General features: G+C 62.7%; 9 protein-coding genes and 2 pseudogenes. 7 read left to right on the forward strand and 4 right to left on the reverse strand.

What is annotated here, in order from left to right; translation table 11 throughout:
- Positions 1-358: 358 nt before the first annotated feature.
- The gene (locus P8R42_04675; protein ID MDG2303944.1) at positions 359-1,264 is read right to left on the reverse strand and encodes an alpha/beta hydrolase; all 906 of its coding nucleotides are present in this window, start codon (positions 1,262-1,264) and stop codon (positions 359-361) included.
- A gap of 541 nt (positions 1,265-1,805) precedes the next feature.
- Here P8R42_04675 and P8R42_04680 point away from each other — a divergent pair.
- Positions 1,806-2,042: a hypothetical protein gene (locus P8R42_04680; GenBank protein MDG2303945.1), complete on the forward strand. Its 237-nt coding sequence runs from the start codon at positions 1,806-1,808 to the stop codon at positions 2,040-2,042.
- Positions 2,043-2,154: 112 nt separating this feature from the next.
- On the forward strand, positions 2,155-5,886 hold the full coding sequence (locus P8R42_04685) for a hypothetical protein (GenBank protein MDG2303946.1): 3,732 nt from the start codon (positions 2,155-2,157) through the stop codon (positions 5,884-5,886).
- A gap of 61 nt (positions 5,887-5,947) precedes the next feature.
- Here the strand turns inward: P8R42_04685 and P8R42_04690 are convergent, their stop codons facing one another.
- Positions 5,948-7,927 (reverse strand): hypothetical protein, encoded by a 1,980-nt coding sequence (locus P8R42_04690; protein MDG2303947.1) that lies wholly within the window; start codon positions 7,925-7,927, stop codon positions 5,948-5,950.
- 313 nt (positions 7,928-8,240) lie between these two features.
- Complete coding sequence (locus P8R42_04695) at positions 8,241-8,516, reverse strand: hypothetical protein (GenBank protein ID MDG2303948.1); 276 nt, start codon at positions 8,514-8,516, stop codon at positions 8,241-8,243.
- A 99-nt stretch (positions 8,517-8,615) separates the two neighbouring features.
- Between P8R42_04695 and P8R42_04700 the strand changes: the two are divergent.
- The 5 genes and pseudogenes from P8R42_04700 to P8R42_04720 all read left to right on the forward strand — a co-directional run bounded on the left by P8R42_04700 (position 8,616) and on the right by P8R42_04720 (position 15,150).
- Positions 8,616-9,838: pseudogene (locus tag P8R42_04700) on the forward strand (IS3 family transposase).
- A 509-nt stretch (positions 9,839-10,347) separates the two neighbouring features.
- A complete protein-coding gene (locus tag P8R42_04705) occupies positions 10,348-10,794 on the forward strand; it encodes a hypothetical protein (GenBank protein ID MDG2303949.1) in 447 nt (148 codons plus the stop codon).
- A gap of 60 nt (positions 10,795-10,854) precedes the next feature.
- On the forward strand, positions 10,855-12,897 hold the full coding sequence (locus P8R42_04710) for a hypothetical protein (GenBank protein MDG2303950.1): 2,043 nt from the start codon (positions 10,855-10,857) through the stop codon (positions 12,895-12,897).
- A gap of 41 nt (positions 12,898-12,938) precedes the next feature.
- A pseudogene (locus tag P8R42_04715) lies at positions 12,939-13,061 on the forward strand (IS6 family transposase).
- A 310-nt stretch (positions 13,062-13,371) separates the two neighbouring features.
- Positions 13,372-15,150, forward strand: coding sequence for a glycosyl hydrolase family 8 (locus P8R42_04720; protein ID MDG2303951.1), 1,779 nt, complete (start codon positions 13,372-13,374; stop codon positions 15,148-15,150).
- Positions 15,151-15,222: 72 nt separating this feature from the next.
- Here the strand turns inward: P8R42_04720 and P8R42_04725 are convergent, their stop codons facing one another.
- Positions 15,223-15,918 carry a hypothetical protein gene (locus P8R42_04725; GenBank protein ID MDG2303952.1) on the reverse strand — a complete coding sequence of 232 codons (696 nt, stop codon included), beginning with the start codon at positions 15,916-15,918 and terminating at the stop codon, positions 15,223-15,225.
- Positions 15,919-16,036: the final 118 nt, after the last annotated feature.

The raw sequence follows: 16,036 nt of genomic DNA on the forward strand, positions 1-16,036 counted from the left end.
GACGTCGTGTCTTGCGCTGAATGTCGCGGACGACCTTCTCCGCGCTTTCTCCCTTTCCCATCGGATTCTCCTTCCGTTTGGGCCGGGAGTGTCTCTTATTTCATCGACCTATTTGGTCCAACCGTCTCTGAACCCGAACACGCGGAAAGCGTGGGATCACGCCAGAGACAGCCTGGTTGCTTTTGCAGGCTCTCGATACGAAGCCGGAGTTGTGGATGAATCTCAAGACTCGCCACGACCTCGTTGCCCGGTGGCCCGAGCGAGCGCTCCGACGACTCCGCAAGGCGGGCTGATCGACGCGCTTGCCAAGACGGCGCGCCGTATGCAGCGCTCGAAAAGGCGACGCAAGACCGCCGCTTCAGAGACCGCCGAGCGCCGCGACCGTTTCATCGAGCAGCGCTTCGCGTAGCACCGGGTCGATGAAGAAGTGATCTCCGCCGGGGATCAACCGGACCTCGCTCCGGTTGCCCGCGGCTCGCAGCGCAGCGGACAGCTCGATCGAGACCGTCGGCGGCACGAGCCGGTCTTCGCTCCCGTGGATGAAGACCGACGGCGGGAGGCCTGGACGCACGTGCTGACTCGGTACGACGTCTCCGAGCTCGACCCCGGGAGGTAGGATGCGGGGGACGAAGGGGTCGTCAAGCGTGATGGGGGCAGACCACAGGAGGAGTGCGTCCGGGACGGGCGACACATCGTCGTCGCCAGGATCTTCGAATGCTCTGACGATCCCGGCTGCGGCCATGAGGAAGGCCCCGGCGGAGTGACCGCCACCGACGATCCGCTCAGGGTCGACACCCAGCTGGCCGGCTCGCCGGCGAACCCAACGCACGATCGACTTGGCGTCGGCGATCTGCGCGTCGATCTTCGTGCCGGGCACGTCGAGCACGGCCAGGCGATACTGAACGGAGATGCCGACGATGCCTCTCGCGGCGACGACTTCGGCCACGTCGTAGCCCGCTTCGGGACTGCCGACGACGAACCCGCCTCCGTGAAGCCAAAGATACGCGGGGCGTCGGTCGGTCGCTTTCCAATCGGCCGGAAGGAAGACGTGAGCCGTCAGCTCCTGCCCGTCGATGCGTTTGTAGGCAACCACCGTCGGCTGCGGGGTATCGGCGGAGAGCCGGAGCGACGGATCTTCGACTACGTCCTGGCGATCGCCGCAGCCGCAGAGAATCGCCGCTACGTACACGGTCGCCATCACCGTGACGGCCGTGTTCCGCAAGCCGATCATCGGCGTCGTATCCCCTCGTCGGTCTCGTTCCATCGGCAGGCCCCTCTGGACTCTATACGAGCCGGCACTCGAAACGCGAGAAGAGCAGCCTCTTCGCGATCACTGCGCGCAGGAGAGTCTCTGGTGGGACGTCGCTTCGGGCGGTAGGAAATATGAACGGCCTTTTTGCCCAGGTCGCCGGGTAGCCGCCACCGCGAAGCCTGGACCTCGCTCGGCGCTTCGCGGTGGCGGGAAGAGATCTCCTTTGAACAAAGGATCTCGACCTGCTCTACGAGACGATCGCCAACAGCATCGTCAGCATCGAAGAAATCGTCGAACTTCTCGAGGCGAGCTCGCAAAGCGCAGACCGCGGAGAGCATTCTCGAGTTCCTAAAGGAGAACCTCGACATCGAGGACGGGCGAGGTGCGCCTAGTCATTCACACATCACAAAATCACAACTAACAAGCCGCCGCTTCGCCTTGTGACGGAACAAGCGGTTCACCGTTCTTCGGACTCGCTGCATTACGCGAAAACCATCCGAACTGAATCCGGGTAAGCCTTCATTCCGCGACCTAGCCTTTCAAGAGCGAGCCGGTGTCGTTCACGATCTGTTCGGTGCCGTTCTCGTTGCGCCGCAGCTCGGCCTTCGGAGCCAAGAACGCGAGCAATGCGAAGAAGACGCTCCCCCATGTCTCGCAACGCGACCCACTTTCCTCGAATTTCGACCGCAAGCGCGTTCATGTCTGCTACCGCCATCTAATCTTCGACTTCGGCGAGGACGATAGCGGCTTCGTGGCGTCCTATTTTTTAGGGAACTCCCGCAACACTTAGTTCCCCCCTCCCTGCGATGCCGAGCCAGCGGCCCCCTCTTCGCGAATGCGGCAAAGAACGGCCGCACAAAGAGGGCTCGCGCTGAGTCGCGAAAAAAGCGATCATCCCCGGCATGGCTCCAGCCAGGCCCCCACGCGCGACGAGACGCCCCGGACCCTTCGCGGGAACTCCGGACACCAAGCGAGAGGGTCGACCGCCCCTGCGAACCCGGTGCGCCCTCCTCCTCGCACTGATCTTCTCTCTCCTTTCGTCGGACCCGGTCTACGCCGATGGAATCGATGAACTCAATGCAAGCTGGACCGGACGAGCCCTGGCCGCGCAGCGCCTTCTCGACCTGCATTCGCCTCTGGGCGAAGGCAACTTCATCGGCTCTCATAATAGCTTCAACTCCGACGCCTACTCGACCCTCACGAGCTATCTCGACACGAATCAATACGACTCCATCTACAACCAGCTTCGAATCGGGGCACGAGCAATCGAACTCGATGTGCACTGGACGCCGAAGACGGAAGGGGTCTTCTCCTTTCCCAACCGCCTGCTTCTCTGCCACGGCACCTCCGGACATCTCGGATGCAGTCTGGATGATCGCTACTTGAGCGAGGGGCTCGACGAGATCTCCGCCTGGCTCGCCTCGCCGGCAAGTGACCAACAGGTCCTCCTCCTTCACATCGAGGACCATATGGAGGGCCAGCACGGCGAAGCGCTCGAGCAGGTGAGTGCGCGTTTTGGCGACTTGATCTACCCAAGCGGCGGGTGCCGCGACATTCCGGGCGACCTGACGAAAGCCGAAGTACTCGCCGCCGGCAAGAAGGTCATCGTGTGGAACGAGGGCCCCTGCAGCGGAAACGGCGCATGGAACACACTCGTCTTCACCGGAACCGGCGACATCGATCGCGTCTGGGAAGACTCCACCATTCTCGGCGGCTCCGGCAGTCGGATCAACAACAATGACGTCATCAACTACTTCGTCACCGGCATGAACCTAATCGACCTCGACGAGCTTCACCAGAACGACGGCCGCCTTGGAGCCGCGATCTGGAGTTGGAGCGAGGGGGAACCAAACAACTTCGGAGGAAACGAAGACTGTGCGGCCCAGGTGGACAGTGGTCGCTGGATCGACGAGGCCTGCAGCCAGACCAAAGTGTTTGCCTGCGAGAATACACAAAACGGCAGCTGGGCGGTCAGCGCCCTCGTCGATGCCTGGGGTGCCGGCGCACTCGCCTGCGACGGCCTGGGCCCCGACTACCGCTTCGGTGTTCCAACCAACAGCAAAGACAATGAAGCTCTGCGGGTCGCCCGCCAAAATGCCGGTCACAGCACCGCATGGCTGAACCACGATGACCGTGCCACCGAAGGCGTTTGGACCGTCCAGGGCAGCGATGCCGTCTTCTACGGGGCGGGCACCCTCAGCTTGTCCTCTGGCCAATTCGTTCGCGGCGAGACCCGCCTCCTGAAAATGGAGTCCAACTGCAACCTCGTGCTGTACAGCATGCTCGATGGGGTCATGGGGGGCGGGCTCTGGACCAGCGGCACGTCGAACCTCGGGACCGATTGCCACATGGACTTCCAGTCCGACGGAAATCTCGTGGTCTACGATGGCGGCGGCCAAAGCCTCTGGAACTCTGGCACCTCGGGAACGTCGGGAGCCGAGTTGCACCTGCAGAGCGATGGCAACATGGTCGTTTACAACGAAAGCGGCGAAGCTCTCTTCCAATCGTACACGAATTACGCGCCCGAATATGTGCTCCATGCGGGCCAGTATCTTCTCAGTGCAGGACAGATCCTTCACAGCCGCAACCGGAAGCTCGCGATGGGGCCGGATTGCAACCTCGTCTTGTTCAGCTTTGAGAACGGGTCAACCGGAGGCGCCCTGTGGCATAGCGACACCGCCGGTAGCGGAACCGGTTGCTACGCGGATTTCCAGGCCGACGGAAATTTCGTCGTGTACGACGGTGGAGCAAACCCCAAATGGGCCTCCGGCACGTCCGGCACTGCCGGCGGAACGCTGCGCCTTCAGAGTGATGGCAATCTTGTGGTCTACAACGGCGCCGGAGAGCCCTTGTGGTCGACGAGCACCGCCACCCCCAGCGAAGTGACGTTCTATGCGGGCCAATTCCTCCTCTCCGCGGGACAGTTCGCTCAGACCCAGAACCGCAAACTCGCGATGCAAAACGATTGCAGCCTGGTCGTGTCGAGCGTCGAGAACGCCGTGGTCGGGGGAACCCTCTGGCACAGCCAGACCTCCGGTGGCGGACCGAGCTGCTTTGTAGACTTCCAGGCGGACGGAAACCTCGTGCTCTACGAATCCCCCGGGAATCCGTTGTGGGACTCCGGAACCTCCGGCACCACCGCGGCACAGCTGCGACTACAAGAAGATGGCAACCTCGTGGTCTATAACGGGGCGGGTGAACCACTGTGGAACGCGAACACCAATGTGCCCAACGAGTCCGTCTTTGAAGCCGGGCAATTTGCTCTGAACGCGGGGCAATTCGTCCAACACACGAACCGCAGGCTCGAGATGCAAAGTGACTGCAACCTCGTCCTGGCGATGGTCTCCAATGCGACCCCGGCCGCCCCCCTCTGGCACAGCGACACCTCGCTTGCCGGTTCCAGTTGCCGGCTCGACTTCCAAGCGGATGGAAACCTCGTCGTCTACGACGACACGCCACAACCCAAGTGGGCCTCCGGCACCTCCGGGACGACCGGGGCTCAGCTCCGCCTGCAACCCGACGGCAACCTGGTCCTCTACAACGGCGCAGGCTCTCCGCTGTGGACGACGCAGACCGCAGGCAACTTTTTCGGGGCCTCATCCTGTGGCGATGCGATCTGCAACGGCAGTGAGACGTGCTCGATCTGCCCTGGAGACTGCGGTAGCTGCCCACCCGTTTGTGGCGACTACGCCTGCAGCGGCGGTGAGAACTGCTCGTCCTGTGCCGAAGATTGCGGCACTTGCGGGGGGCCGGTCTGTGGAGACTCGACCTGTGACGCGACGGAAACATGCTCCTCCTGCGCCGCAGACTGCGCAAGCTGCCCTGCAGTCTGCGGCGACCTCTCGTGCACCGGCGACGAAACTTGCTCCACCTGCGCCGGGGATTGCGGGGCCTGCACGACGCCGAGTTGCGGCGACGGTGCATGCAACGGGAGCGAAACCTGTTCGAGCTGCGACACGGATTGCGGCACATGCCCGCCCGCCTGTGTGTGCGGAGACAGCTCCTTCGAATTCACCTGCGGCGAGGAATGCGACGATGGCAACTCGACCAACGGAGACGGATGCGACCAGAACTGCTTCATCGAGTCGTGCCCGGCCGCCCCGCGCTCGGGTTGCGACGAAGCCCGCCAGGCGAAGCTCCAGATCAATGAGAAGAGACTCGGGTACGAAAGCCTAAAGATGCAGTGGAAACGCATCGCAAACGAAACCCAGGCATCTGATTTTGGCGACCCCGTCGCCGGGTCTACGATCGTGTCCCTGTGCCTGTACGGCGACGAAGGTAATCTCGTCCAACGGTTCGAGGTTGCCCGCGCCGGAGAATCCTGCGCGGGCAAGCCTTGTTGGAAAGCGAAAGGAAACCGGGGCTACCGCTACCGTGACCGTGGCCTTGCTTCGGACGGCATCGAGACTCTCGGCTTCGTCGCGGGCTTGCCGGGCCGCGGCCAGGCAAGTGCCAAGGGGCGGAATCACCTACTCAAGGGACACACCGCCCTGCCCGCCGGAGTCGTCGCCCGAATCCACGGAGCGACCAACGCTACAATCCAGTTCTCCACCGACGCCGGCTTCTGCGCGACGGCGACGATGACCGAAGTCCAAAAGGATGACGGATCCCAGTACAAGGCTCAGAAGAAGTAGCCCCGACCAACGACCGCGGCGGGGCGGGCTTCCGGGGCCCGGAACCGCCGTCGCAGCATCATCAAATGCGTCCGCTCTGCCCCCTCAACCTCAGAGCCGCGGCGAGGAAGAGAACGGCGAACAACATCGCGAGCGCGCCGTCTGAGCCCGCAGGCACGGAGGGTGGGCAGGTCGAACCACCGTCCTCCGGGCAGATCGCATCATTGCCCGAACAGAATTCGGCTTCATCACAGACCCCGGTCGACAGGCGACAGGCCGTCGTCGCCGGCTCGTGATTGGCGCCGCAGGCTCCCACCCCGTCACAGCTATCCGGATTTGTGCACACGCCATCGGTCGCATCCCCGCACGACACGCCCGCCGTCTCGTGGTTGTCCAGACAAGCCCCGGAGCCGTCGCAACTATCCGGGTTGGTGCACGCGTCGTTGGTCGAATCGCCGCACGAGAAGCCCGCCATCTCGTCATTGTCCAGGCAAGCTCCGGTGCCGTCACAGCTGTCCGCGTCCGTGCACGCGTCGTCGGTCGCGTCCCCGCACGAAACGCCCGCCGTCTCGTGGTTGCCCAGGCAGGCCCCCGAGCCGTCACAGCTGTCCGGGTTCGTGCACCCGTCGTCGGTCACGTCCCCGCAAGCCGTGCCGGCCCCGGCAAAGGTATCGGCCGGACAGGCCGCACTAATGCCCGAGCAGACCTCCGCCTCGTCGCAGGCGCTGGCCGCTCCGCGGCACTCCGTCGCAGCCGCCTTGAACGAGCAGGTCGAAGAGCAACAGGAGGCGGTCGTTCCGTTGGCCAACCCTTCGTCGCAAAGCTCACCGGCACCGACCGCGCCATCTCCGCACACGGCCGTCTCGATGGACAGTTGCGTGAAGGCTTGGTCGTCCGCGACCCCGCCGGTACGGCCACCAAACCCGAATCTCCAGCCCGGCGCCGGGTTCCATCCGGGGATCGTCGCAATGACGGCGACCGCGCCATCTCCGTCATTGTCCTCCGAGATCGCAAGAGTACCCGAAGGATCGACGGAGATGGAGACCCGACTCCATTGCCCGCGTAGTTCCCTCGGGCCGGAGGTCACGATTTCGGAGCCGCCGTAGTAGACCTTAATCTTGTCATTCTGGTAGGTCGGCCAGGAAACCGTCAGGCCCGACCCGCTGCCGCCTTCGCCCCACGCCGCATCGGCGAGGTCACCGAAGTTGAAGCTCACTCCGTCAGCTCCTCCCCCATTCCAGATGTATTTGGCGAAAGTGACAGCGAAACTGTCGATCGCGACGCCAGGATCCTGATCTTGCACGATCGCGGATCCGACCTGACCAGACGCGTTGTCGGTCAGCCGAGCGTAAAAATCGTCATGCCGCGCCGAACCGTGGAAGGTCGTGTTGGCCGGAGCGGCGGTGTACGGCTCGAAAAAAGTCGTCGTCGGAATGGTGACCACGGTCACTCCGTCGATACTGTGCTCGTCCGCGAGACCACCGGTCGCCGCAGCCCATGTGACCACACGATCCGAAGAGGCCGTCCAACCAGATATCGTGCCGCTTACGACCGTGTTGTTGTGGCGAACGGCGAACTGCCCATCTGCAAGCACCGTCACACAGAGGGAGACGAAATTCCCCGTCCTCAAGTTCGCGGAAGGAGACGTCTCTACAACCACCCCGTCGTACAGAACCTGAACGACATCGAAGGCGTCGCCGCTTCCATTGTCATAGGTATCGAGAGAAACGGCGAACCCAGACGTCACACCATCGGCCGGCGAGACGATGGAACCCGGGTCACCGAAGTTGAACGAGAACCCATCCGCTCCGGTCCCGTTTCCGATGAACAGGGTCGTACACGCGTACAGGGATGCGACCGCCTGTCCGGGATCGAGGTTCGCCAGAGTCACGCGGCCGTCTTCCGCGCCAGCGTTCGTCGTCAGCACGACCTTCCCACCCGTGGCCGTTGCGGAGCCCGAGAGCACGACGTTGGGCGGGGCTCCTGCGTCCCAATTCTCGGCGAACAAGCCGGCCCTGGCCGTCGATCCGCTTCCCAGAATGGAGGCCAACAGGATCGCCACAGCCAATACAGCGCTTGGACGCGTTCGCGGTTCGGCACCGCACCGGGAGGAAGCGATCGTTTCAGGACTGAGGGGAAGCATCAGGAAAGCTCCTTGGCTCGACGCGGGCTCACATTCTTCCCGCCGGGGATAGTCAGACGGGACTTTAGTGCTGCATCCGGCATAGACCGTAGGATGCTTGGCGGTCAATACATCAAGCTCGACTGCTTCGACCGGGCCGGGAGGAGGGGAACCCCGGCCTCGGTGCCGGCAGCTTCTCGGAGTCCTCGAAGATCCATTTGCGCCCGGAGTCCTGCTCGAGAATCCCCCCTCTTCACGAACGGAGCCGCTCCGCACACCCCAGGGCTTCGGCTTGGTAGATTTTCCCGCGCGCGGTGAAGAAGCCCAGGACGTGCAGAGAGGTGGGCACGAAGCTGAAACCGATGTCCAGTCGAGGATGCCACTGAAAGATGGACCCGCCGAGCCCCATCCAACCGTAGAATCCTTCCCGGCCGGCATTGAACGCCTCGTGGAGACCTTTCCTACTTCCGCTGGTTTCGCGAAATAGATTTACACCGCCTTGAGTGAAGTTGGTTCGGTTGAAGCCCATGGCAGACTCGATCGGCGCTCCATGCATGGCCTCCCACGCTCAGGCGTTCAAGAACTCTCTTCCTTCCCAGGTGCCACCGGCCGACATCATTGCCGCGACATTCAGCGCAAGACACGACGCCGTTTTTCGGCGGGAGAGAAGATCCGAATCGTCCTGGAAGGACCGCGCGGCGAGGAGAGCATTGCGGCTCTGTGTCGTCGCGAGGGGCTGGCCCCGAATCTCTACTACCGGTGGTCCATGGAATTTCTGGTGGCTGAAATGAAACGGCTCCTGGGCGACACGAGGCGTGCGGCGAGCGCCCCAGAGGTAAAGGGACTGCAGGACGAGAACGACCGCTTGAAGCACGCACTGGCCGAGACGGTGCTCGAAGTGCGGTTACTCAAAAAAGTCTCGTGGGCTCCGGCTCGGACGACGGTACGAGCGATTGAGAGCGTCGTAGAAGCGCGAAGTGATCCGCCTGGTCGAGGGATCGGACCTGTCGGTGCGCCGCACGCTACGCGAGCTGGGCGTGAGCCGCTCGACTTTCTACGTCTGTTACGAGCGCTACCGCGAGAATGGCGACGCTGAACTAGAGCCGCGCAAGCCCGCGCCGCGACGCCACTGGAACCGCATCGCTGAGCGCGAGCGAGAGCGGATGGTCGAAGCGGCGCTGGCCGACCCGGAGAAGTCACCCGGAGAGCTGGCGCGGCAGAGGACGGACCGGGCAGGCCAATTCATCTCTGAATCCAGCGTCTATCGCATTCTAAAGGCGCACGACCTGATCACGAGTCCGGCCTACGTCTTGATCCGCGTCGCGGATCGCTTCCAGCATCCGACGACGCACCCGAACGAATTTTGGCAGACGGACTTTACGTACCTGCGCGTGGTGAGCTGGGGCTGGTACTACCTCTCGACCGTGCTCGACGACTACTCGCGCTACATCCTGGCGTGGACCCCCGGCACGACGATGAAGGCGTCGGACGTGACCGAGACACTCGACCTTTCGCGAGCGAAGGCGGGAGTCGACGAGGTGGCGGTCGTGCACCGGCCTCGGCTGCTGAGCGACCACGGCCCCTGTTACGTGTCGGGCGACCTGACGGCCCACCTCCGTCGCCACGGGATGCAACACACACGAGGAGCGCCGTACCATCCGCAGACGCAAGGAAAGATCGATCGGTCGCTTCGTCGAGCACTACAACCACCGCCGCTACCACGAGTCACTGGACAACGTGACTCCAGCCTATGCATATCGCAGGCGGCGGCAGACGATCTTGACGCGCCGCGAACAGACAAAGAAGAAGACAATGGCTCGTCGCAAACGGCAGAACCTACGAGATGCATAGGCGAGCAAACGCGCCGGAAGTGTCTCTTATAAATCGACCCCAAAGATCCCGACGTCTTTGACGACTTTCAGGTCCAGAAGTATGCGACGGGAAGAGCCGTAGTCAGACCTGATACGAAGAAAGCTGCCTATAAGTGTGCCAGAGTTATTCGTAAGCTTGAGAACATAAAGTTTAGGTGATGGCGGTGGTCCCGCCGGTCCGGGTTCACCGGGCGGGCCTCTCCGGGCAGAACTCTGCTAGAGTCCGCCCGGCGGCTACGCCGCGGCCGCCTGGACCCGAAAACTGGACCTCGCTCCAGGCTTCGCGGTGGCGGCTACCCGGCGGCCTGGGCAAATCGGCCGTTCATGTTTCCTACCGCCACCCCGACGCCGACCCCGACGCCAACACCAACCCCGCCGGCACCAACACCGACGATTACGCCGTCGGAGACGCCGGGGGATTTCGTGCCTGTGTGCAACCACCCTTGTCCTTCGCGGATTCGACTGGTTCGCAACTCGGCCCGGCTCGACATGCTCCACCTGAAGGCAGGGTTCTTCCCTGTGGAACCTTACGATCCTGTTCTCTGCGACTTCCGGATCTCTCTGAGCAACGTCAATGGACTGATTTACGAGGGCGAGTTGCTTCCCGGCGATCTGGAGCGCAAAGGGCGAAAGAACCTCTTCAAAGATCGTCTTGCGAGAACTTCCCCGAAGATTCGCGACGGAATCGGACTGACACAGATGTCGCGGCGCCTGGAAGGATTTTGGCGATTCCAGTTCAAGGCCTTCGCTCAGCTTGACGCGGTCACCGAAGACGAAATGACCTTGCGTATGGAAACCTGTGGCGATCGCTACGAGCTGACGACGCAGTGGCAGAAAATCCGGAACGGCTACAAACTGAATTTGCGAAATCTTCCCGGACGAAACCGAGGCCCGAAACTGAGGCGCGAATCAGTGGCTCTCGCCGTTTGGCGTTGAGGATGACCGGTTTGGGACCGACGCCTTTTCACATCAAACTGCTTCGGGTAGTTCTACGAAATGCTGTGGAGAACAGGACTGGCCGCGCTTCTGTTTCTCGCCACATCCTTGTTCCTGTTGCGAGAGGTCTTGCCGGCGCCGGACAGCTTGTTGCAGACCTTTGAAACCGCGGAAACAGATGGCGCGACGAGATGGTCCCGCATCGCGACCGCGGACCAGGCCATGGTCGTGGCGCTGGTGGCAAATAATGCCGATTCTCTGGCCTCGGACCCGGCGTCTCTGGCTCGCGGCGGGCAATGCTTTCCCCTGAAGAATAGTTTCACTCTGGGCGAGCACGGGTTTGCCGAGGGGATCCTCGCGTCAATCCCGTGGCTGGCGACAGGGGATCCGGTCCTCACCTACAATGTGCTGTTGCTTCTCGGATATTTTCTCGCCGGTTTCAGCATGTTCCTGCTGGCGACCCATTTTACCGGAGACCCCCGCGCGGGCGTGCTCGCAGGACTCTTGCTGCAGCTGGTTCCCGGGCGCATCACTGATGCTGGACATCCCTACCTTTACGCCGAATTCTGGCTGGCCTTCGCCTTGTTGTTTTTGCATCGCCTTTTCGCCCTCGGTGATCTCCGGGCGGCCGTCGGGGTGGCCTTCTTTCTCGGGATCCTCGCGCTCGAGAGCATCTATCTGATTCTCGGCACGATTCCGGTGGTGCTTCTCTACGTTGGGTTCCTCTTCTGGCGTCATCGCGAGCATCGCTGGAAGGCATTGCTCTCCTGCGCGGGCGCAGGAATCTGGGTGGTGGGCGTGGCTCTTCTGGTATTCTTGCCGTATCTGGAAACCCGAGATACCTGGGCGGCTCTCGACGGTCGGGTGGCGCTGCTGCCTTTGATTACGGTGTTTGGCCCGGGCCAGCCCTTTTTCCCCGGATGGATTTTCGTAGGTTTGCTCGCAATCGCCATCCTCGACCGGTTCCGGGGGCCGCGGCGCCGCCATGGCGAGGATCCGCGTTGGGTGATGGCGGGGAGCGCGGTCCTGATTCTCTGGTTTGGCACCAACCGCATGAGTATCCCGGGGACGGGAATTTACGTCTCGGGCCTCTTTCCCCTCGCCAAGGGGTTCATCCCCGGGCTCGATGCGATTCGAGCTCCCGGATATCTGTTGAACATCGTCTGGGTGCCTCTGGCGTTGCTCGCCGCCTACGGTGCGCTGGCGTTGTTCTCGGCGATGTCGAGTCGACTGGGGTGGGGTGTCTTTGTCGGTCTGGCGCTCGGGATCTTGGGCATTCGGTTTGTTCCGAGCGTTGCGGTCCTGAATTTCGGCCACGATGTGCAAATGACGGCAAGGGACGTGCGGCCGTCGCCAGAAGATATCTCCTTGATCCGTGAGCTTCCGCCCGGGGCTGTCCTTCATCTACCGATGCCGGTCTCAGGCCCGGCCATTCCCAGCACCGTTCAGGCCGAGCAATTGCTCCTCGGGAGTTTCTCGCCGCGTGCGACCACTACCTGCTACAATTCCTTTGAAACGCCGTATGCGGGCCAGATCGGACAACTCGCCGCGGCCCTGCCCAGAGCAGCCGGTGTTGTGGCGCTGGAGAGTATCGGTGTGGAGTCCATCGTGTTTCACCGGAATCGATCGCTCAAATATGAGCGGTGGTTTCGGAACAAGGCTGCGACCATGGATCAGGCGCAACCCCGACTGGTTCTGGTCGGCGAGACCGAATCCTTGTTGGCCTACCAGTTGGAGAGCAGCCTCGAGCATGACGCGTCGCCGGCGGTGCTGGGCGCGAGCGTTGGTCCGGTTCGGGTCTGGGTCGAGGATGAGGCAGCCCCGATCGCATTTGCTGTCGAGAACCGGGGCGAGCAGGTGTATCGCTCCGAGGGGCCGTTGGGCTACGAAAACGGGGTGGTGCAGTGGCTCAACCCGTCCGGCGAGTTGATCGCCTCTGAGGAGGTGAGATTTCTCCTGCCACTGGCATTGGCACCAGCGGGTCAGATGTCTCTGGCGATTGACCTCGAGCCGCCGGCGGCTCCGGGGCGCTTCGACGGATACCTCTACAGGGTTAGCGATCCGGGACGGCCCATCGGCCTGGCGCGAATCCGTCGTCGCTGAGGGTACTGTCCAGTTGAGCGAGCCATTGGCAAAGTGGCCCGATGAACGACCCGACATCGAGATACCGCGGCTACCGATTCCCACCGGAGATCATCAGTCATGCCGTATGGCTGTACTATCGGTTCTCGCTCAGCTTCCGCGACGTCGAGGATCTCCTTGCACAGCTACGTCGTCAGCTGAGTCGGGATCTTCGGGGTCGATTTCCAAGAGACACTTCCGGCACATTTACTCGCCCACGCAGCTCGTAGGCTCTGCCGTTTGCGACGAGCCGTCGTCTTCTTCTTGATCTGTTCTTGGCGCGTCAGCAAACCGACACAAATTCCGATCCAGCTCGACGGACCCGTGAAAGGACGTTGGTTCGTCGGGCCCGGATTGTTTAATCGTCCCTTTCGCAGCGGCTTCGGACCGTGGCAAGATCCCCAGACGATCCCCACTCGGGTCACGATCACGGCAGTTCTCTGCTTGGCGTCCGTCTTGGCGGCGCCTCGGGCCGGCGCGGTCGTGAATCATCCCTTCGGATCCCGTCCCCTTACCTATGCGGCCGGCACGATCCTGCCGAACCATCTCGGTTTGCCCGTGCTCGATCAGGCCGTTCGCGACTTCTACGACGCTTGGAAGGCGAAGTACGTCTCGCAGCAGTGTGGCGCGGGCCGTTACCTGGTCGAGGCGAACACGCAACTCGGCAACCTCACGGTGTCTGAGGGGCAGGGATACGGGATGGTCATCACCGCGATGATGGCCGGGCATGACCCGACCGCACAGACGGTCTTCGACGGCATGTATGCGTTCTTTCGTGACCACCCGACTGCAGCCCACGCGAACCTGATGTCCTGGTATCAGAACGATTCGTGTGACGACGCGCAGGGAAACAACAGCGCCTCGGATGGCGATCTGGATATCGCCTTCGCTCTCCTCTTGGCCGACGAACAGTGGGGCAGTGCCGGAGCCGTGGACTACGCGAGCGAGGCGCTGGCCGTGATCGCCGACATCAAAGACGGCGACACGGACACGACGACCCGGTACGTCACGCTCGGAGACTGGGTCACACCGGCGGACTCGACGTACTACCCATCCACGCGAACGTCCGACTTCATGATGGATCACTATCGGAGTTTCGAGGCCGCCACGTCCGATAGCGACTGGGCGGCGCTGCTAGATCAAACCTACACGATTATCGCGGCTCTTCAGGCGGGCTACAGCCCGGCCACGGGCCTGCTTCCCGACTTCGTGTTGGACCCTCTGACGACGCCGGTTCCCGCAGGCCCGGGATTCTTGGAGGGATCAGCCGACGGCGCGTACTCCTACAATGCTGCGCGCGACCCGTGGCGGATCGCAACCGACTACATCGTGTCCGGCGATGAGCGCGCCAAGACCGCGCTCGACACCATCAACACCTGGCTTCGTTCGTCGACCAGCGAGTCCCCCGCCGCGATCCAGGCCGGTTACCAATTGAACGGCACCCCACTGCCCGGAACGGGTTACATATCCATGGCCTTCATTGCTCCGTTCGGAGTCGGAGCCATGGTGGATGTGTCCAATCAGGCGTGGCTCAACGACACCTGGGACCTCGTCGACGGCACGTCGATCGAGGACGAGGGATACTTCGAGAACACGCTGAAGATGCTCTCGATGCTAGTCATGTCCGGCAACTGGTGGGCGCCGGCTCTGGCGACGTGCGGCGACGCCGAGTCCTGCACGATCATCGATGCATGTGACGGCGCCGGCAGGTGCGTGGGCTCGACTGAGCCGGCAGCTCTCTGCACATTGCCTCTGACCGCGGGCCGATCCACGCTGGTCATCAAGGAGAAAGGCACGAAGGACTCGCTAGTTTGGAAGTGGAGCAAGGGCCCCGAGGTGCTGGCCGCTGCCTTCGGCGATCCGACCACGTCCGACGACTACACGCTCTGCTTGTACGACGAGACCGGCGGCTCGACCACCGTGCTCCTCACCCCAGCTGCGCCGGCCGGTTCCACCGCGTGGGTCAGCAAGGGCGACAAAGGCTTCCTGTACAAGAAGAAGGACCTGCTGCCCGACGGCATCCGTTTGATCAAGCTCGCTGCAGGCACGGTCGGCAAGGCCAAAATCACCTTCAAGGCGAAGGGTGAGGCTCTCGGCATTTCGACTCTGGGCTTCGATCCGTCGGCAACGATCACCGCGCAGCTACGCAACAGCTCCGGCGCCTGCTTCGGTGCGGTCTATCAAGCGCCGTTCCTGAAGAACGAGGCGAATCAGTTCCGCGACCGAAGCGAGTGAGGGCCCGTCCGGGTCTTTGCTGGCCCCGTTCCCGCTCCCTCGTCAGAGTTCGATCACGTAGCCGCCCAGCGGTTACGCCACCGGCGGAAACGGGGCGGTTGGCAGGATTGTGTTTGGCGAATACAGCGCCGCTAAGGCAAAAAGGGCCTTCCTGTTTCCTACCGGCAGTTCGGCTTGGGTGAGAGCGCGGTCGAGGTCAATTGCGAAGAATGGATTTGCGATGAGCCGAGCTTCCGAATCTACAGCTCTCCCTGCCTTCTCAAGGCGACGCCCACGCAGCCGCTCCGGTACGATCGCAACCAGGGCCTTGTAATGCCGGGTCTCGGCGCCATCGAGCACGGAGAGCGTCTCGGGGCGCTCGAAAAGGAGGACCGCGGCTCGGCCGGATCCGCGAAGCCGCGTCGCGAACTTGCTGCGGTACTCCGTCCCATGACGCTGGAGACAGCCGCGGGCGAAGTACGGATCGGGCTCGGCGTTCGTCAGATGCACGTGTGGGAAAATGACGACACCCGACGAGCGCGTTACCCGGAGGGCTTCGCCCAAAAGAGCGTCTTGACGATACCGGCGCAGAGTATCGAGACCGTGGGCACAAGCGACGGTTCCATCACCAAGGGGCCAGGGGCTGTCGGGACGCTGAAAGATAATGTCCCAGTTCGCCGCGCGCTGGAACGCCGCGTACAGATCTCGCGTCGGGCGACGGTGCTTCGTCTCGACGAAGCTGCGAAAGGCATCTGGGTCTCCGAAGCGAACTTCTTCGAGACGTTGCACCTCCTCGACCGCGAAACCCCCTCACCAAACCGCGCCGCGGTGAAGAGTGCGAATCCCTCGCACACCGCGATGGCGATCTCGCAGGGATCGCATGCGAGCTCGCCAGACCGCCCCCCCG

It is taken from the genome of Candidatus Binatia bacterium (assembly GCA_029243485.1).
GTDB lineage: Bacteria > Desulfobacterota > Binatia > UBA12015 > UBA12015 > VGTG01.

Excerpts from the sequence above, each read along its gene's own strand:
- P8R42_04675 (MDG2303944.1), bottom strand. The coding sequence starts at position 1,264 with ATGGAACGAGACCGACGAGGGGATACGACGCCGATGATCGGCTTGCGG.
- P8R42_04685 (MDG2303946.1), top strand. The coding sequence starts at position 2,155 with ATGGCTCCAGCCAGGCCCCCACGCGCGACGAGACGCCCCGGACCCTTC.
- P8R42_04695 (MDG2303948.1), bottom strand. The coding sequence starts at position 8,516 with ATGGGCTTCAACCGAACCAACTTCACTCAAGGCGGTGTAAATCTATTT.
- P8R42_04705 (MDG2303949.1), top strand. The coding sequence starts at position 10,348 with ATGCTCCACCTGAAGGCAGGGTTCTTCCCTGTGGAACCTTACGATCCT.
- P8R42_04710 (MDG2303950.1), top strand. The coding sequence starts at position 10,855 with ATGCTGTGGAGAACAGGACTGGCCGCGCTTCTGTTTCTCGCCACATCC.